General features: G+C 67.5%; 15 protein-coding genes. 10 read left to right on the forward strand and 5 right to left on the reverse strand.

What is annotated here, in order from left to right:
* Positions 1-61: 61 nt before the first annotated feature.
* Positions 62-838 (reverse strand): DUF2103 domain-containing protein, encoded by a 777-nt coding sequence (locus ATJ93_RS12380; RefSeq protein WP_120244925.1) that lies wholly within the window; start codon positions 836-838, stop codon positions 62-64.
* 138 nt (positions 839-976) lie between these two features.
* Between ATJ93_RS12380 and ATJ93_RS12385 the strand changes: the two genes are divergently transcribed.
* From ATJ93_RS12385 to ATJ93_RS12400, 4 genes are all read left to right on the forward strand, one after another.
* Positions 977-1,372, forward strand: a complete 396-nt coding sequence (locus ATJ93_RS12385) for an FxLYD domain-containing protein (RefSeq protein ID WP_120244926.1) — start codon at positions 977-979, stop codon at positions 1,370-1,372.
* A 137-nt stretch (positions 1,373-1,509) separates the two neighbouring features.
* Entirely contained in the window at positions 1,510-3,030 is a 1,521-nt protein-coding gene (locus ATJ93_RS12390) for a flippase (protein ID WP_120244927.1), read from the forward strand.
* Between the two features lie 153 nt (positions 3,031-3,183).
* Positions 3,184-7,008 (forward strand): glycoside hydrolase family 97 catalytic domain-containing protein, encoded by a 3,825-nt coding sequence (locus ATJ93_RS12395; protein ID WP_120244928.1) that lies wholly within the window; start codon positions 3,184-3,186, stop codon positions 7,006-7,008.
* A gap of 230 nt (positions 7,009-7,238) precedes the next feature.
* Complete coding sequence (locus tag ATJ93_RS12400; protein ID WP_120244929.1) at positions 7,239-9,719, forward strand: DNA topoisomerase I; 2,481 nt, start codon at positions 7,239-7,241, stop codon at positions 9,717-9,719.
* A gap of 34 nt (positions 9,720-9,753) precedes the next feature.
* On the opposite strand, the gene ATJ93_RS12405 is transcribed toward ATJ93_RS12400, so the two are convergent.
* Complete coding sequence (locus tag ATJ93_RS12405) at positions 9,754-10,350, reverse strand: TlpA family protein disulfide reductase (protein ID WP_120244930.1); 597 nt, start codon at positions 10,348-10,350, stop codon at positions 9,754-9,756.
* A gap of 209 nt (positions 10,351-10,559) precedes the next feature.
* Here ATJ93_RS12405 and ATJ93_RS12410 point away from each other — a divergent pair, with 209 nt between their 5' ends.
* From ATJ93_RS12410 to ATJ93_RS12420, 3 genes are all read left to right on the forward strand, one after another.
* A complete protein-coding gene (locus ATJ93_RS12410) occupies positions 10,560-11,216 on the forward strand; it encodes a class I SAM-dependent methyltransferase (protein WP_120244931.1) in 657 nt (218 codons plus the stop codon).
* Positions 11,217-11,373: 157 nt separating this feature from the next.
* Positions 11,374-12,489, forward strand: coding sequence for an MFS transporter (locus ATJ93_RS12415; protein ID WP_245977571.1), 1,116 nt, complete (start codon positions 11,374-11,376; stop codon positions 12,487-12,489).
* 98 nt (positions 12,490-12,587) lie between these two features.
* Positions 12,588-13,280 carry a LysE family translocator gene (locus ATJ93_RS12420; RefSeq protein WP_120244933.1) on the forward strand — a complete coding sequence of 231 codons (693 nt, stop codon included), beginning with the start codon at positions 12,588-12,590 and terminating at the stop codon, positions 13,278-13,280.
* A 181-nt stretch (positions 13,281-13,461) separates the two neighbouring features.
* On the opposite strand, the gene ATJ93_RS12425 is transcribed toward ATJ93_RS12420, so the two are convergent.
* On the reverse strand, positions 13,462-14,133 hold the full coding sequence (locus ATJ93_RS12425) for an HD domain-containing protein (RefSeq protein WP_013881174.1): 672 nt from the start codon (positions 14,131-14,133) through the stop codon (positions 13,462-13,464).
* Between the two features lie 291 nt (positions 14,134-14,424).
* Between ATJ93_RS12425 and ATJ93_RS12430 the strand changes: the two genes are divergently transcribed.
* The 3 genes from ATJ93_RS12430 to ATJ93_RS12440 are packed head-to-tail and all read left to right on the forward strand — an operon-like array spanning position 14,425 to position 17,035.
* Positions 14,425-14,841, forward strand: a complete 417-nt coding sequence (locus ATJ93_RS12430) for a cobalamin B12-binding domain-containing protein (RefSeq protein ID WP_120244934.1) — start codon at positions 14,425-14,427, stop codon at positions 14,839-14,841.
* Positions 14,838-15,995 (forward strand): methylmalonyl Co-A mutase-associated GTPase MeaB, encoded by a 1,158-nt coding sequence (meaB, locus tag ATJ93_RS12435; RefSeq protein ID WP_120244935.1) that lies wholly within the window; start codon positions 14,838-14,840, stop codon positions 15,993-15,995. Before ATJ93_RS12430 ends, meaB begins: the two co-directional genes overlap by 4 nt.
* A gap of 59 nt (positions 15,996-16,054) precedes the next feature.
* Entirely contained in the window at positions 16,055-17,035 is a 981-nt protein-coding gene (locus tag ATJ93_RS12440) for an alpha/beta fold hydrolase (RefSeq protein ID WP_120244936.1), read from the forward strand.
* Positions 17,036-17,092: 57 nt separating this feature from the next.
* Here ATJ93_RS12440 and ATJ93_RS12445 read toward each other — a convergent pair whose 3' ends face one another.
* Both ATJ93_RS12445 and ATJ93_RS12450 read right to left on the reverse strand, forming a co-directional pair.
* Positions 17,093-17,602, reverse strand: coding sequence for a DUF5797 family protein (locus ATJ93_RS12445; RefSeq protein ID WP_120244937.1), 510 nt, complete (start codon positions 17,600-17,602; stop codon positions 17,093-17,095).
* A gap of 117 nt (positions 17,603-17,719) precedes the next feature.
* A complete protein-coding gene (locus ATJ93_RS12450) occupies positions 17,720-19,012 on the reverse strand; it encodes an MFS transporter (RefSeq protein WP_120244938.1) in 1,293 nt (430 codons plus the stop codon).
* Positions 19,013-19,093: the final 81 nt, after the last annotated feature.

Genomic DNA, 19,093 nt, shown 5'->3' on the forward strand with positions numbered 1-19,093 from the left:
CCAGCAGACAGTGTCTCTTCCATCGGCTCGCGACAATACTTGCGCGAACACCGTCATCGACTCACTGAAATTCCGCCTCGGTGAGGACGTCGTTCAAATCCTCGCGAATCCGTTCACCCATCTCGCGGTCGCGAGCGGTCGTCACGACGCGGTTTTCCTGCACGCTCGAGCCGTCGCGAAGAAGCATGCGAACGTTGCCGCCATCGTCGGCGCGGGTGACCTTCGCCCGCAGGCCGGACTGGGACCCCTTCCCGCCGGCGTCGATGGGGCCCGGAATCACCTTCTTGACGTGCGGATGGCCGGCGACGGCTCGGATAGCCTCCATCCCCGTTCGACCGCCGATGAGCGTCGAGTGGCTGCCGCCGATCTTCTCGATCGGCGGCGTCTCGACGACGTCGAGCGCGCGGTTACCGCGACGCTCGATGACGGTTTCGACGGGGTTCTCGTCGTCGACGCGGTACAGCGAGTGGTGAATGTCTTCGCGGACGGCGCGGATGACCGCCCGCTCGCCGCCGGCGTAGACCTCCTCGGGACGCTTGCGACGGATCTCGTCGCCGATCAGCCCCGCGAAGTTCCGGAGTTCGACGGGTTCGTTCTCGCCGTCCTCGGGCGTCGTCGTGATGGTCGTCTGTCCGAGAACGGGATCGTCGTCCGCGCCGCGTCCCCGTCCGTGGCCGCGGTCGTGATCGTCACCCTCGTCGGCCTCGCCGGCCAACATCGTCAGCGTCGCCCGCTCGCGCCCCACCTCGAGGACGACCGCCTCGGTATTTCGCTCCCGGCAGACGAGACAGAAATCGCCGGGTTTCTCGAGAGGCGAGGCACAGTGACGACACTCCATACCGGCGGTTGCCGTCGGAGGTGTAAAACGACCCCGTTTCGGCGTCGGTCAGCAGCGAGCGATCGGCTCGAGCGTGCTGTTCGTCCCCTGCTGCGTCCTCCCGAATCCTCAAGACTCGCCCCGTCGTACGACGGACCGATGCACCGTCGCTCGTTCCTCGCGGCTCCGGTCGGTCTCCTCGCGCTCGCTGGCGGGTGCCTCGAGTTCGTCGAGGACGACGGCGAACCGATCACCGATCCGGGCGACGTCGAGGTCGTCTGGTCCGACCTCGTCCGGGACGATCCCGGGACGGAGGAGGAACGCGTCACCGTCTGGGGAATCGTCAGGAACGTCGGCGACCGAACGCTGAGCTACGTCGAACTCCGGGCGACCTTCTTCGACGCCGAGGGCGAGGAACTCGAGAGCGTCATCGAGAACGTCGACGTGGACGTCTCGGCCGACGAGGAGTGGCCGTTCGAGGTCGAGTATCCACACTTCGGCGAGGCCGCCGCCGAGGTCGAAACGTACGAACTCGAGCCGGCGACGGGCGTCTGAGATGGGGGTTAGATCGTGCCCCCGACTGTGATCGTCGCCTTGACCCTTGCGACCCGGGCGCGACGGACGCTGTCGCCCCGCCGTGAACCAGGCGGCCACAGCCGACGGAGCGAACGCGTCGAACACGACCCGCGGACATGACCGAACGCGACGAGGGACACGACGAAGGCGTCACGACGCTGGCGAAACAGGGGAGTATCACGTTCGTCGGCAACGTCATCAACGGCGCGTTCGGGTTCGCGATCGTCATGCTGATGACCCGGTTCGTCAGTCCCTCGGTGTACGGGCTGTGGGTCCTGTCGACGTCGGTGATCCTGTTCGCGCAGGTCTTCGCCAACCTGGGACTCCCGCTGGCGATCGACTACTTCGTACCGCAGTATCTGGACGACGGCGAACGGGGAAAGGCGAAGGGCGTCATCCTCCAGGTGACCGCGACCGTCCTCGTCACGTCGTCGCTGGTCGCGTTCGCGCTCGCAGCGGGCTCGCGGGTCGTCGGTGACTTCTTCCAGGAGCCGGCGATGCAGATCGCGCTCCTGTTGCTCTCGGTGACGATTCCGATGCTGGCGATCTACAACGTCCTGCTGACCTCCTACTACAGCATCAAGAAGCTCCAGTACCGGGTCGTCATGCGGGATCTGGTCCGGCCGACGGTTCGCTTTGCCGTCACCGCGGGGCTCCTGCTGTCGGGGTTCGGACTGTTGGGGCTGATCGCCGGCTACGTCGTCGGCCTCTTCGTCGCGATCGCGGTCGGGACGGTCCTGTTCGTCTACAAGGCCTGGGACCTGCTGACGACGACTACCGAACTCGTCGCGGCGAAGCCGCTCGTAACGTACTCGGTGCCGCTGGCGATGACCAGCGTCGTCTTCGTGTTGATGGGGCAGGTCGACTACTTCGTCGTCGGCTACTTCCTGAACGCCGACGACGTCGGGATCTACCGGGTCGGCTACATGCTCGGCTCCGGGCTGATGATCATCTTCAACTCGCTGTCGCCGGTGTTCAAGCCGCTGATCGCCGAGACCAGAGAGGACGTCGATCTGGTCGAACAGCGGTTCCGGATCATGGCCCGCTGGATCGTCGGGATCACGCTCCCGATCGCGATCGTCCTCTCGCTGGGCGCGAGTTCGTACCTCGCCGTCCTCTACACGCCCCAGTACGCCGCGGCGAGTCTCGTCGTCGTCCTGCTCTGTGGCGCCTTCCTGTTCAACGTCACCTTCGGCGGTCCGGACGGCTCCCTGCTCCAGGGGATGGGCTACTCCCGGTTCGTCTTCGTCAACACGCTCGTCCTCTTCGGCGCGAACTTCTTCATCTCGGCGGCGCTCGTCCCGCTCATCGGCATCGAGGGCGCGGCGGTCGGCTCGGCGACGGCACTCGTCCTCGTCGGCTGTCTCTCGCTCGCCGAGATCTACTACCTCGACGGCATCCATCCGTTCACCAGAGATTTCGCCAAGGTCGTCGCCGCTGGCATCCCGGCGACCGTCGCGGGCGCACCGATCGTCGTCTTCCTCGAGTCGGACGCGCTAATCGTCGCCCTGCTGCCGGTCGTGGTGATCGGTTCCTATCTGGGAACGCTGCTCGCGACCGACGCCTTCACCGACGAAGACGCGCGGATGCTCGGGGAGTTCAGCCCGACCCTCGAGAAGTGGCTGCCGGTCGGGTAGCCGGCGCTGCAGTTCCCCTCGAGCGGAACGAAAGCGAACGTCCCACGTCGTTCGACGCCGAAAATTAGACTATCGATCACGTATCTCGAATCATGTGAATTAGTTTAAACTACATTAATTTTATACGGAATAACGTTGCAGCCACGGAAGGAGATGTCTGAGGAAAAATTACGACATACGTCAAACGGGTCGAGCAGACGGCGCTTCCTCGGCGGTGCGGCGTCGCTGATCGCCGCGGCGGCGTACGCGCGGACGGTCCCCGACGACGTCGCGGCGCAGGTGACCGACGGCGACGACGACCCGATCCAGCGGGTACGCTCGCCCGACGGATCGGTCGCGGTCACCGTCGACGTCTCGAGCGGGACGCCGACCTACGCGGTCGCGGTCGACGGGACGACCTACCTCGAGCCCTCGCCGCTGGGCTTCGACTTCCGGAATCAGCCGTCGTTCGGAGCAACCGAGGACGGGAGCAACGGCCCCGCCCTCACGGTCACCGGTACCGAACGCCGCTCCGCGACCGAAGAATGGGAGCCCGTCTGGGGCGCCTACGACAGCGTCTCGGCCGACTACAACGCGCTCCTCGTCGGCCTCGAGGAAACGGAGGGGCCGGGACGAACGGCCAACCTCGAGCTCCGGGTCTTCGACGACGGGCTCGGGTTCCGGGTCGTCTTCGACGAGAGCTTCGCGAGCAACGCCGACAAAGCGGTCCTCGAGTCGGAGAACACCGCCTTCAACTTCGCGGACGACTACACCGCGTGGTGGATCCGCAACGAGGTCACCAACCCGCGGTTCGAGCAGGAGTACGAGGAGACGCCGCTGAGCGAGATTCCCGGCGGCCGACGGGAGACCCGACCGACGGGCACGCCGATGCGGACCGGCGCACACACGCCGCTGACCGTCGAGGCCGGCGACGGCGACGCCTACCTCAGCGTCCACGAGGCCGACCTCGAGGACTACGCGGCCGCGACGCTCGCGCCCCGCTCGGACGAGGGCGACACCGAGTTCACCACGGAACTGACGCCGCTGCCCGACGGGACGAAAGCCTCGCTCGAGGTGCCGAACGCGACGCCCTGGCGGACGGTGCAGATCGGTCGGCAACCGGGCGATCTGATCGAGTCCCAACTGATCCCGCTGTTGAGTTCCGACCTCGAGGAGTCGGCGCTGCCGACGGTCGACGGCGAACCCGACACGGACTGGATCGAACCCCGCAAGTACGTCGGCATCTGGTGGACGATGATCGCCGGCTCCGCGAACTGGGAGTACAAGAGCGACGACGAGATTCGGGCCGAGGGCGGCGACCCCGCGTCGTACGTCCACGGCGCCCGCACCGAGCGGATGAAACGGTACATGGCCTTCGCCGCCGAAAACGGCATCGACAGCGTCCTCGTCGAGGGGTGGAACCAGGGCTGGGACACCTACCCCGGCGACGGCACCGGCCTGCAGTTCGGCGTCGACGACTCCTACCCCGACTTCGACGTCCGCGACGTGACCGACTTCGGCCGGTCGCTCGAGTCCGAGGTGGAGATGACGATCCACAACGAGACCGCCGGCGCCCTGCCCCACTACGAGGACCAGATCCTGAACGACGACATCTTCCAGCAGTACGAGGACGTCGGCATTCACTCGATCAAGAACGGCTACGTCTCCGATTCGGGGCTGGGCATCGACGGCGACGGCTCGGAGCCGACGCACAACCAGCACAACCAACTCGCGGTCAACCACCACCGGCTGGTCATCGAAGCCGCCGCGGCCGATCGCCAGCTGCTGGAGATCCACGAGGGGATCAAGCCGACCGGCGAGATCCGCACCTACCCGAACGTGGCCAACCGCGAGGTCGTCAAGGCCCAGGAGTACGACGGCTTCGGGCAGTTGAGCGCGGACGTCGCCCCGGACCACCACGTCACGCTGCCGTTCACGCGGAACCTGGCGGGTCCGGTTAGCTTCCAGCCGGGCATCTTCGACCTCACCTTCACCGACGACCGCGGCGGGCAGATCCAGACGACGCGGGCGAAGCAACTCGCGATGTACCCGACCTACCTGAGCGGCCTGCAGATGGCCGCCGACCGAATCGAGGCCTACGTCGACGAGACGCTCGCGGTCGGCGAGTGCCTGCAGGCCGCCTCGGGCGACATCGACGGCTTCGTCACGGTCGACGAGTGGCGCAACGCCTTCGGCACGAACTACGTCGCCGTCGACCCCAACCGCGTCCCGTCGGGCTCGTCGGTGTCGTTCACCGTCGAAGACGCCGACGCGGGCACGTACGACCTCCACCTCCGGTACGCGGCCGCACCCGAGGACAACGCCCAGCGCGTGATCGACGCGGGCGCGCCCCAGGCGACCCTGCGAGTCAACGATTCGACGCGGACGATTAATCCGGCGTTCACCGATTACTGGGACCAGTGGGAAGTGTTCACGACGGAAATCGAACTCGAGGACGGCGACAACGAGATCGCGATCGAACTGCACTACGACGACTCGGGCGAGCAGTTCGAGGGCGACGTCGGCGGCTTCAACCTCAACACGATCGGCGTCAGCGAACCGGGCGCGCCGTCTCCCGTGCCCGCCGACTACGAGGGCTACACGCCCGCAAACGAGAACTTCGACGCGAAACCCGAGTTCGAATTCCTCGAGGCCGTCCCGGCGGCCGGCTGGGACGAGACGCGGGTCGTCGACGCCGAGATCGGCGACTACACCGTCCTCGCTCGCCGGAAGGGCGAGGAGTGGTACGTCGGCGCGATGACCGACGACGGCGGCCGCGCGGTCGACGTACCGCTTTCGTTCCTCGCGCCGGGCAATTCCGAGGGTAAGGGGAACGGAAACGGTCCGCGGGGGCCGAAGTACGTCGCCGAAATCTACTCGGACGGCGTCGGCGGCGGCTACGAGGCCGATCCCGAACCCGTCCGGATCGACGAGGCCGTCGTCGATCCGAGCACGACGCTGCTGGCCTCGATGGCCCGCAGCGGCGGCACGGCGGTTCGCATTCGCCCCGCGAAGGGCGCGGAACGGAAGGACCTCCCGACATACGAGCGCCCCGAACAGGACGTCCAGTACAGCATCGACGAGCAGGCGGATCTCGGCGATCCGTTCATCACCGCTACCGGTTCCAATTACGGCGATTTCGTCGGCGGGACGACCGTCGCGATCGAGGTCGACGGCGAACGCGAGACGGTCGACAACGTCCGGCTCCCGCCCGGCGCGACCGACGAGACGGTGCAACTGGGGTACGCGATCACGTCGATCGGCACCTACGACGTCGTCCTGCGCGATCCCGAGGACGGCAGCGTCCTCGAGTCCGGGACGGTCACCGTCGCCCCCGGCGACCTCGTCGCCGAGTTCGACGATCCGCAGGGGGACGACCGCGGCCCCGGCTCGTACACCTACCCGACCAGCGACGACTTCCGCGACGGCGCGTTCGACCTGCGGTCGTTCGCCGTCTACGAGACCGAGGACGCCTACCGGTTCGTCTTCGAGGTCGAGGAACTGTACGACACCTTCGGCGGGCAGTTCTCGCCCCACTACTTCGTCGTCTACCTCCGCGATCCGTCCAGCGACGGCGGCCGGACGACGGAACTGGGCGACCTCGAGGTCACCGCCGAATTCGAGGACGCCTGGCACTACCGCGTCGCCGCCAGCGGCTTCGGCTCGAGCGTCGTCGCCGCGGACGGCACCGGTCTCGGAGGGCCGGAAACGGTCGTCGACTTCGAGAGCGACACGGCCATCCTCTCGGTCCCGAAGAGCGCGCTGGACCTCGACGTCGCGGGCGCCGAAGTCCTGCCCGTCGTCGGCTCCGAGGATCGGGGAACCTTCCGCGACGTCGCCGTCGAGGCGGAACCGTACGTCTTCGGCGGCGCAAAGGAAGGCGCGGCCGACAACGCGCCGCGAGTGATCGACCTGCTGACGCCGTCCGGCGTCGACCAGTCCGAGGCGCTCGCGTACGACGCAGCGCAGTTGGCGACCCTCCCGTTCACCCCGCTGTGAGCGGCGGATAGCCTCTTCCACACTCCTCGCGCACGCGCGACGCTCGAGCGCGCGTACCGCACGCACACCCGCGCTGTCTCCCGGTTTTCGGCGAAAGGGTTATCCGATCTTCAGTCGTACCCGGCGACGATGAACGACACGCGTTCGCCGGACGTCCGTCTCCGGCAGGGGACCGTCACCGTCACCGACGCCGGAGACGGCGACGGGTACGGTCGCGGGGGTGATCCGACGTGGAACTGATCATCACCGAGAAGGACAACGCCGCGCGACGGATCGCCGACATCCTCTCGGGCGGGACGTACGACTCGAGCCGCGAGAACGGCGTCAACGTCTACGAGTGGGGCGGCAAGCGCTGCGTCGGGCTGTCGGGCCACGTCGTCGGCGTCGACTTCCCCGACGAGTACTCCGACTGGCGCGACGTCGAGCCGGTCGAGCTCATCGACGCCGACGTCGAGAAGACGGCGACGAAGGAGAACATCGTCGCAACCTTGCGCATCTTCGCCCGCAAGGCGACTAGCGTAACGATCGCGACGGACTACGACCGCGAGGGCGAACTCATCGGCAAGGAGGCCTACGAGATCGTCCGCGACGTCAACGAGGACGTTCCCATTCGCCGCGTTCGATTCTCCTCGATCACCGAAAACGAAGTGCAGGAGGCCTTCGAGAACCCCGACGATCTGGACTTCGACCTCGCGGCCGCCGGCGAGGCCCGCCAGATCATCGACCTCATCTGGGGCGCCGCCCTGACCCGCTTCCTCTCGCTGTCTGCGGGTCAACTGGGCAACGACTTCATCTCCGTCGGCCGGGTCCAGTCGCCGACGCTCAAGCTGATCGTCGACCGCGAGCGCGAGATTCAGGCGTTCGATCCCGAGGACTACTGGGAGCTGTTCGCGGATCTGGCGAAGGACGACACCACCTTCGAGTCCCAGTACTTCTACCGCGACGAGGACGACAACGAGGCCGAGCGCGTCTGGGAGGAAGCCGTCGCCGAGGAGGTCTACGACACCCTCTCGAGCAACGACGCGGCCACCGTCGTCGACGTCAACCGGCGGACCCGCACCGACGCGCCGCCGACGCCGTTCAACACCACCCAGTTCATCCGCGCGGCCGGCGCGCTGGGCTACTCCGCCCAGCGGGCGATGTCGATCGCCGAGGACCTCTACACGGCCGGCTACATCACCTACCCGCGGACGGACAACACCGTCTACCCCGACGATCTGGACCCCGAGGAACTGCTCGACGACTTCGTCGGCCACCCGACGCTCGGCGAGTCCGCCGAGGACCTGCTCGAGGCCGACGAAATCCAGCCGACGGAAGGCGACGAGGAGACGACCGACCACCCGCCGATCCACCCGACCGGCGAGATTCCTTCCCGTGGCGACGTCAGCGACGACGAGTGGGAGATCTTCGAACTCGTCGTCCGGCGCTTCTACGCGACCGTCGCCGAGGCCGCGGTCTGGGAGCACCTCAAGGTCGTCAGCGAGGTCGAGGACTACCGCCTGAAGGCCAACGGTAAGCGCCTCGTCGAGCCCGGCTACCACGACGTCTACCCGTACTTCTCCACCACGGAGAACTACGTCCCCGACGTCGAGGAGGGCGAGGAACTCGCGCTCTCCGACGTCGAACTCGAGGCGAAGCAGACCCAGCCACCCCGCCGCTACGGCCAGTCGCGGCTCATCGAGACCATGGAGGACATGGGCATCGGGACGAAGTCGACCCGCCACAACACCCTCGAGAAACTGTACGATCGGGGCTACATCGAGAGCGATCCGCCCCGCCCGACGAAGCTCGCGATGGCCGTCGTCGACGCCGCCGAGAACTACGCCGACCGCGTCGTCAGCGAGGAGATGACCGCCCAACTCGAGGCCGACATGGACGCCATCGCCTCCGGCGAGGCGGACCTCTCCGACGTCACCGACGAGTCCCGCGAGATGCTCGAGGAGATCTTCGCGAACCTCGCCGAGTCCCGGGAAGAGATCGGCGACCACCTCCGGAAGTCGCTCAAGGACGACAAACGGCTGGGCCCCTGCCCCGAGTGCGGCGAGGACCTGCTGGTGCGCAACAGTCGCCACGGCTCCTACTTCATCGGCTGTGACGGCTACCCCGACTGCGAGTACACGCTGCCGCTGCCCTCGACGGGCAAGCCGCTCATCCTCGAAAACGAGTGCGAGGAGCACGGCTTACACGAGGTCAAGATGCTCGCCGGCCGGCAGACGTTCGTCCACGGCTGTCCGCTCTGTAAGGCCGAAGACGCCGGGGAGGGTCCGATCCTCGGTGACTGTCCCGAGTGCGGCGAGGAGCACGACGGCGAGTTGGCCGTCAAGACGCTCCAGAGCGGCTCCCGGCTCGTCGGCTGTACGCGCTACCCCGACTGCGAGTACTCGCTGCCGCTCCCGCGGCGCGGCGAGATCGAGGTCACCGACGAGCGCTGCGACGAGCACGACCTCCCCGAACTCGTCGTCCACAGCGGCGACGAACCGTGGGAACTGGGCTGTCCGATCTGCAACTACCAGGAGTTCCAGGCCCGCGAGAGTGACTCGGGCTCCGACCTCGAGGCCTTGGACGGCCTCGGCGCGAAGACGGTCGAGAAACTCGCCGACGCTGGCATCGAGAGCATCGACGACCTGACCGACGCCGATCCGGACGCCGTCGCGGAGGACGTCGACGGCGTCAGCGCCGACCGGATTCGAAACTGGCAGGCGGAAGCCTGAGGGTGAGTCCGAGTCTGCGGTTCGCTTTTCCCCGCTACTGCGTCTCGCCGTTCGCACCCGCGTGCGCCTCGAGCACCGGTTCGACGTTCCCGACGATCTGTTCGGCCTCGAGTTGGCCGCGGTTGTCCCACTGCAGCGTTCCGGCGCCGTCGATCGCCAGCAGCGTCGGGTGGCCGACGACGTCGTACCGATCGCCGAGTCGCCGGTCCGGATCGTAGCCGAGGACCCACTGCCCGTCGTTTTCGGCCCACCAGTCGCGAAGTTGGTCGGGCATCCCCTGGGACGTGGCCGAGAGGACGGTCAGCGCGTCGCCGTAGTCCGCACGAAGTTCTTCGCGCGCCGCCGCGAGTTCGGGCAGCAGCGCCCGACAACGGCTACAGACCGGCGAGAAAATCATCGCGAGCGTAACGCCGTCGTTCGGAACGGACAGTGTATCGGTCGCGGCCGCGTCGCCGCGCTCGTCCTCGAGAACGTCGACGGCGAGGGGATCGATCCCGCTGTCGTCGCCGTCGTCCGCGGTCTCCTCTGCCGGCCCGTCGTCCCCGAACGGAAGCCCGCGCTGCAGGACCGCGACGCCGGTGCCGAGCACGCCGACGCTCGCGACGCCGGCGACGGCCTCGCGGCGATTCACGGACGGATCACCGCCGGCGCCGATGCCGTTCCGTTCCAGCGAACGCCTCGAGTCATCCTGCGGGGGGCGAGCGAACGAACGATCATAGGACCGCGGACCACGACCAGCGGAAAATAACCACGGGCGGCGGGAGCCGGGTCCCCCTGATTCGACGGCGGCAGTGCCGGAAGTATCTAACCTACAAGACCGCTCCGCCCATCTCTGGAACCGTGACCGACGATCGAGACGACCGCAAGCGGTGGAACGAGCGGTACAACGACGCCGACTTCGAGCTCCCCAGCGACCCGATTCCGGCCCTCGAGCGCCGCCTCGAGACGCTGCCGGACGGCCGCGCGCTCGACGTCGCGACCGGCACCGGGCGCAACGCCGTCTTCCTCGCCGCCGCGGGGTACGACGTCGACGCGGTCGACGTCTCGGACGAAGCCCTCGAGCGCGCGCAGCGGCGAGCCGCGGAGCGCGGCGTCGACGACAACGTCGACTGGGCCCGCGCCGATCTGGCCGAGTACGACTTCGAACGCGATACCTACGACGTCATCGCGATCGGCTTCTTCGCCGCGCTCGAGCACCTCCCCGACATCAAGGAGGCGTTGGCACCGGGTGGCGTGTTGGTCTACGAGCACCACCTCCGCTCGAGCGACCCGGTCGACGCGGGTCCGTCGGGCGACCGCTATCGGTATCGATCGAACGACCTCCTGCGGGCGTGTCTGGACCTGACGGTGCTGTCCTACGAGGAGCGGCGGCGCACCGTCACCGACGGCACCGCCGCAGTTGCAACCATCGTCGCGCGCAACTCGAGCGGCGGCGCGCAGTCGTATCCACACCTCGAGTCGGAGGGTTTCGAGTCGGGGGACGCCGATCCCGCGTAACGTCGACCCCAACCTCGCGGGCAGCCGACAAGCGGTAAGCCGCGCTCGAATCCGAACCCTTTCGCCGGCCAGCGGGTAACAACCCACCGTGACGTCGCCTCGAGAGCGCCCGGACGGTCGCCGGAGTTGGATCGTCGCCCTCGTCGGCGCGGTCGCGATGATCTTCACGTTCGGAACGCCGCTGTCCTACGGCATCTTCCGCGAGCCGTTCGCCGAGACGTTCGCCGTCTCGACGGTCGCGATGTCGACGGTCTTCTCCGTCATGCTGTTTACCTTCTTCATCGGCTCCGGGCTCGTCGGCGTCCTCGCCGCGCGGATCTCGGCGCGGGCCGTGCTCCTTACGTGTGCGGCGGCGTCGGCGGTACTCGCGCCGTCGCTGTACGTCGTGGACTCCTACCCGGCCCTCGTGGTCGTCTTCGCGGTGCTCGGCATCGCGTTAGGGACGGTATTCGTCCTGACCGCGTCGATCGTCCCGCGGTGGTTCGACGAGCGCCGCGGCGCCGCGACGGGGTTGATCTTCGTGGGCAACGGCCTGGGACTAACTGTTCTGCCGCCGATCTGGCAGTTCGCGATTTCGACGTTCGGCGTTCGCCGAGGCTTCCTCGCTATCATGGCGGTCACCGCGGTCGCGTTCGCCGTCGCGGGCGTCGTCTGCCGGCGGCCGGCGTGGGCCGAGCAGTCGGCGACGTCGATGGGCGAACTGCTCGCCTGGGTCCGCCAGCTAGCCGGCACCCGTACCTTTCAGCTACTGTTCGTCGGGATGAGCCTCGCGTTCGCGTGGTACCAGCTGCTGGCCGCCTACGCGGTCGACTTCTTCGCCGCGCGCGGGCTGACCGACGCGGCCGCCTCGACCGCGTTCGGCCTCATCGGCGGCGTCAGCATCATCTCCCGGATCGGCGGCGGGTACGTCGGCGACCTCGTGGGCTCGAGGCGGGGCTTTCTGGCCTCGCTGGCCTGCGCGGCCCTCGGGGTCGGCCTGCTGGTCGTCCCGCAGTTCGCGATGCTCGCGCTCGGCGTCTTCTTCGTCGGGCTGGGCTTGGGCGGCTCCGCGACGCTGTACATTCCGCTGTTGATGGAGATCTTCGATCCCGAGAAGGACACGGCGGTCATCGGGGTGTTCAACGTCGCCGCCGGCATCGGCGCGCTCGCGATGCCGCCGCTCGGAACGGCGACCGTCGCGTACACGGGCAGCTACACCGTCGCGATCCTGTTGACGCTCGTCGTCGTCCTCGGGGCCTTCTGGCTGGTCGTGACCGGCACGCGGATTCGGTGAGCGCCGGCGCCGGTGCATCGTCGAGCGGTACCGGGACGACCGCGCCTCGAGGTCGCCGTCCTTTTCACATCGCGAACCCCACTTAAGGGCGAGAACGCGTGTCGATACTCACGACTGCACTCGCAGGAATCGTCTTCGGACTGGCGCTGGCGGCGCCGCCGGGACCGATGAACGCCATTATCGCCGAGGAGAGCGTCGTCCGCGGCTGGATTGCAGGCTTCTGGGCCGGCCTGGGCGCGATGCTGGCGGACGCGCTCTTTTTCGTTCTGACGCTGGCCGGCGTCGTCGCCGTGATCGACCGCTATCCGTTCGTCCGGCCCGCGCTCTACCTCGCGGGCGGGCTGCTCATGCTGTACTTCGCTATCGGCGCGATCGAAGAAGCCCGTGCGACCGCGTCGTTTACCGACGAGGCCGAGCACGACGCCGCCGCGGCGAACGCGAAGGGGTTTCGCAAGACGTTCGTCCTCTCGCTGACCAACCCCTACCAGATCGGCTTCTGGCTCACGGTCGGCGTCGGTCTCCTCGAGACGGGGACCCTCGACGTCTTCTCGCACGTCCCGGCCGTCGGCGAGCAACTCGCCGGGACGCTGCTCGTCCAGACCGGTTCCCCGGCCCTGTTGGTGGGCTTTTTCGGCGGGATCGCGATCTGGATCGTCACCTACCCGGCGGCGCTGTCCTCGGCGGGAAAGCGCGTCGACGCGCTCGCGCCGGCGGTCGCCGCCGGAAGCGCGGCCGTCCTCGTCGGCTTCGGCCTGCTCTTTCTGGCTGTCGGCACGATGAGCGTCCTGTGAGTTGCACTCGTGTTTGATCGGGACGTACCGCCGCTCCGTAACTCGAGGAGTACCGATCGAGAAAAGCCACCGGAGCAAACCGCCAGTACCAACTCTTCGTCCGTGGCGTCTCCGAGGTCCGTCGAGGGCCTCCGCAGTCGAGTCGCGGATCCAGCGCCGAACTCGAGGCTCGCTGTCCGTCTTAGCCCATCGCCGCGATTTCGTCTTCCATCCACTCGCTGAACCACTTGACGCGCTTGAGCCGCTGGTGGGCGATGCCCTCGGCGGTGTCGCTTTGAACCCGCGAGGCGGCGTCGTACCCTCGCTCGAGGACCCGCTCGACCATCTCGTCGCAGTCCATGTGCGTGCGGGCCTCGTAGCCCATCCGCAACAGCATGAGGGCGGTGCCGTTTGCACCGACCTTGTCCAGCATGTCGGCCTCGATGAGACACTGGGTCTCCAGCGCCAGGTCGGTCAGGTCGCCCTGATACGAGTGGTGTTCGATCGCGCGACACACCTGCGTGATGAACGATTCCGGGTAATCGACGCGAGATTCGAGGTACTCTCGGGCGACGCGAGCGCCGGCCTCGGCGTGGAGTTCCTGATCGGTCTCGAGTTTGGCCACGTCGTGAAAGAGGGCGGCGACGCGGGTGACGTCGACGTCGGCGCCTTCCCCCTCCGCGATCTCCGTGGAGAGGTCGACCACGTTGAGGATGTGGTTGAACCGGTACTCCGCGGAGTGCCACGGGTACCAGCGCATGCGGCCGCCTTCCTCTTCTTTCTCGACGCTGGCCGCGAGATACTCGAAGACGAACTCCTTCATCGCCTCGAACTCGGCGTCGGTGACCCTGGTTTCTTTTATTTCGACGCCCACGAGAGATCCCTCCGCAATAGACGAACGATAGTCATTGACAGAATGTTCGGTAGTTTCGCTCTTTAGCCTTTGGTTCGTTCGAGTTACCGATTCGGCGAGCGTCGCGGGAACCGGAGAGTGACAGCCGTTGTGGGGTTCGTTCCAACTCGAGCAGTACCGAATGGACTCGACACCACCACCGGCGCAGGGATAGTCAGCCCCGGTCGCCTCGAACCGAGCGGACGGGTTCGAGTCGCGATAATGTTCAGTAACGTCCGTTAAAGTCAAACGGACGGGCGAGGAAGGGAGCGTATGAGCAGCCAACAGGAAGGGGAATCGATCCGGTGTCTCGTCGCCAAGGTCGGCCTCGACGGCCACGACCGCGGCGCGCACGTCGTGTCGCGGGCGTTTCGGGACGCCGGCTTCGAAGTCATCTACTCCGGCCTCCACAAGTCGCCGGAGGAGATCGTGCAGGCTGCGGTTCAGGAGGATGTCGACGTGCTGGGCATTTCCATTCTGTCCGGCGCCCACGATACGCTCGTCCCGAAAGTCATGGACGGCTTAGCGGAGTACGGCGCCAAGGAGGACACCCTCGTCCTCGTCGGCGGCGTGATCCCCGAGGAGGACCGCCCCGAACTCAAGGAAGCGGGCGTCGCGGCCATCTTCGGTCCCGGCACGTCGATCCAGGAGACCGTCGAGTTCGTCCGCGAGAACGCACCCCGCCGATGAGCGGTGACGAGTCCGATCGCCCGACGCAGTCGCTCAGTGACGACGACCGGGCGCTGCTCGAGGACCTGCTCGCGGGGAAACACCGCGCGCTGGCGCGGGTCATCTCGAAGATCGAGGACCGGTCGCCGGGCTACCGCGCGCTGGTCTCGGAACTCTATTCCCACACGGGCGAGGCCGACGTCATCGGAATCACGGGCAGCCCCGGGGCCGGCAAGTCGACGCTGGTCGACAAACTGGCCGAAACCTACCGCGAGCGGGGCGAAACGGTCGGCATTATCGCGATCGATCCGTCCTCGCCGTTCTCCGGCGGCGCGGTGCTCGGCGACCGCATCCGGATGGCCTCCACCGTGGGGGATATGGACGTCTTCGTGCGCTCGATGAGCGCCCGCGGGACGCTCGGCGGACTGTCGACGGCCACCGCGGACGCGGTCAAGGCGATGGACGCCTTCGGCAAGGACAAGATCATCATCGAGACCGTCGGCGCCGGCCAGAACGAGATCGACATCGTCCGCACGGCCGACACCGTCGCCGTCCTCGTCCCGCCGGGCTCGGGCGACGACGTCCAGACGCTGAAGGCCGGCATCCTCGAGATCGCCGATATCTTCGTGGTCAACAAGGCCGATCGCGACGGCGCCGACCGCACGGTCCAGGAACTGCGCGAGATGATCAACCTCGGCGAGGATGGCGGGGCCGGGCCCGGAGCGGGCGCCGGCCACCACGGCGTCGGCGCGACGACCGAGTCCGAGAAACCCAACGCAGGTGCCGACGAGGACGACAGCGACGGCGACGCCGACGACAGCTGGCGCCCCCCGATCGTCGAAACCGTCGCCACCACCGGCGACGGCGTCGCCGACTTCGTCGACGAACTCGCCGCCCACCGCGACTACCTCGTCGACTCCGGCACCCTCGCCGACAACGCCCGCCAGCGCTACGCCGAGGAGATCCGTACCCACCTCCGCGAGGACGTCCACGCCCTGCTCGAGGAGCAACTCGAGCGCGCCGGCGGCGTCGACGACCTCGCAGAGGCCGTCCGCCGCGGCGAGACGGATCCCTACTCGATCGTCGACGATGTCCTCGAGCCGGTCGAAGCCTGCGTGGGAGACCTCGAGACCGATCTCGCGGACGGCGAGCGCGGCGACCGCGGCGACGAGTAGGTCCGCAGACGGTGCGTGCCGACCGCACGCCTAAGGCCGATGCTATCGTACGGCCGTCTATGAAGGCCCGCACAGTCCTCGGAGCGGCGCTCGGAACCGTTGGTGCAGCCGTCCTCGGCAATCGCCTCCTGACGAGACGCGCCGGCGACCTCGAGAACCCGCTGGTCGGCGTCGAGCGAACCTACCGGTGGCGCGGGATCGAAACGGCCTACACGGTCGCCGGCGACCCGAACGATCCGGACATGCTCTTGCTCCACGGGATCTACACCGGCGCGAGTAGCCACGAGTTCGAGCCGGTCGTCGAGCAACTGGCCGAGGACTACCACGTGATCGCGGTCGACCTCCCCGGCTTCGGGCGCTCGGAGCGGCCGCCGCTTGTCTACTCGTCGACCCTCTACGCCGAGTTTATCCGGGACTTCGCGGCCGACGTCACCGACGAGCCGATCGTCGTCTCTTCCTCGCTGACCGGGGCGCTGGCCGTCGACGCCGCCGGCGAGGACGAAAGCGAGTTCGACCACCTCGTGCTCATCTGTCCGACCGACGAGACCACCGGGCAGCGACCGTGGGTCCGGACCCTGCTCCGGACGCCGATCGTCGGCACGACGCTCTACAATCTGCTGGCGAGCAAGCCGTCGATCCGGTACTTCTACGACCGCGACGGCTACTACGACAGCGACCGCATCGACGCGGAGGAGGTCCGGTACGCCTGGGACAGCGCCCACCAGCCCGGCGCGCGGTACGCTCCCGCGTCGTTCGCCGCCGGCATGCTCGATCCCGGCGCCGACTCGGCGTTCGACCTCAAGACCGAACTCGCGGCGCTCGAGACGCCGACCACGCTCGTCTGGGGCCGCGACGCCGAACTCGTCCCGCTGCGCGAGGGGCGGGATCTGGCCGAGGCCGCGGACACCGACCTCGTCGTCATCGATTACGCGACGCAGCTACCCCACGCCGAACACCCGGACAAATTCGTCGAGTACCTGACCGCGGAGCTGTTACACGCCGGTCCGAGCGCAGGTAGAGACGGCAATTTCGACGAGTAACGGCCGCGACGGTCGCAACGAGAAAGGGAAAGCGATAGCGGAATCGAACGCGACCGGTCAGTCCGAATCCGAGATATCGACCTCGAGGTCGTCCCGATCGACGGCCAGCCGGAACGTGGGGACGGTGCGGTACTCGACCTCGACGACGTCCTTGCGCCGCAAACTCTGCAGTCCCGAGCGGACGTCCTCGGCTTCGGGATCGACGTCGAACTCGTCGCGAAGCTTGTGCAGCACCGAGACGACGCTCTCCGATTCCTCGTCGGGGCCGGCCAGCACTTGCACGATCTGGGCCTGGAGTTCGGGGACGCGGATTCGGGAGGGCGCACCCTCGGCCTCCGGATCGCTCTCGATACCGGGCTCGACGTCGACGAGGTCGGCCGCCTCCGCCGTCGCACGGATCAGGCTGTTGTCGTCCCGGAAGTAGTAGTCGCTCAGTTCGTTCTCGAGGTACTGGTGGACCTCGCTGCCGCTTTCCATCCCCCACCGGTCCTGTAGCTCGGAATTTTTCGTCGGCTGTAGCTCCACCACGTCGGCCAACCGGTCCCTGGCCTCCTCGGAAAGGGTCATCGTCCGAGCGTATGCGGATCCGCTACTTTTGCGTTGCGTCCCGTCTCGCAGTTGCGGTCGCGCCGTCGTCTCTCGATCCTCGTCTCGAGTCGAGCGGACCGCTCGAGCGCCGCCCCCTCAATCGCCGCCGACGAACGGCAGCGACACCGACGCCGTCGTCTCGAGGGTTTCCTCGACCTGCGTGTAGACTAAAATCGCGCCAAGAGACGCGAGGACCGTTCCGAAGACGAACGGCGCGGCGAAGCCGTAGCCGACCAGCGCGCCCGAGGCGAACGGGCCGACGGCGATTCCGAAGCCGAAGGCCATCGTCAGCACGGAGAGCTTCGAGCCGGACTCGCCCTCCGGCGCGAGATCGCCCGCCAGCGCGAGCGCCGGCGCGAACACCATCGCCCCCGCAATTCCCTGGGCCAGTCGCGCCAGAAACATCGCCTCGGAGGTCAGCACGAACCCCTGTACGAGCGTCGAGGGGACGAGAACGATCATCCCGCCCAGAATGAACGGCCGCCGCCCGTACCGGTCGCAGGCCCGCCCGATCGGCGTCTGGAGGACGATCTGGGCGACGATGAAGGCCGCGAACTGCAGCCCGAACCAGGTCGAGCCCTGCTCGAGGCGGGCGTTGACTTGCGGCTGAATCGTCGCGAACAGGGCGATGGCCGCGGCCATGAACAGCGACACGACGCCCAGCGTGAAGATCGGGTCGAGCAGGTTCGAGCCCGATCGATCGAACACGTCGATCGAGAGGTCCGCGCCCGCGTTAGCCTGCGTGGACTCGGGATCGGTGATGAGGACGGTCACGAGCAGGAACCCGATCGTGGCCGTGACCGTGGCGACCGCGAACGCGGCGTCGAACCCGCCGAGCGTCAGGCCGCCCAGTCGGTAGGGGCCGAGGTTGACGACCGCACCGGCTGCAACCGGACCGGCGCCGAAGCCGATCAGCCGAAAGGTGTTGTAGACGCCCATGTTCCCGCCGCGGTCGTCCGTCGTCGCGAGTTCGTTGACCAGCGCGACCGACGCGGGAATGATGAAGGAAACGCTGACCCCCTGCAGCCCGCGGATGACGACCAGGGCGACGTACGTCTCCGCGAGGACGTACGCGAGATTCGTCACCGCGAGGCCGGCGAGCCCGACCAGAATGAACGGCTTGCGTCGACCGAACCGGTCCGAGAGCCGGCCCGTCAGCGGCTGAAAGCTGCTGTTGAGAAAGCCAAAGAGCGAGAGGATCACGCCGATGATCATCGACTCCGCGAGGCCGAAGGTTGGCCCGCCGACGACGTCGCTCGCGACGTACAGCGGGATGACGATAATCAGAAACGAGTTGCCGATCCCGTCGGCCATCCGGGCGAAGGCCAGCGCGAGGACGCGCCGGTCGACGGCGAACTGCGCGACCAGCCAGCCGACTAACTTCCGCATCGCCACGAACTGCGACGCCGCGTCGGATTATCGTTTCGAACCGAAACCCGAAACTGCGGTCGGAACGGGACCGGTCGAACG

Origin of the sequence: Halopiger aswanensis (assembly GCF_003610195.1) — an archaeon.
GTDB classification, from domain to species: Archaea; Halobacteriota; Halobacteria; order Halobacteriales; family Natrialbaceae; genus Halopiger; species Halopiger aswanensis.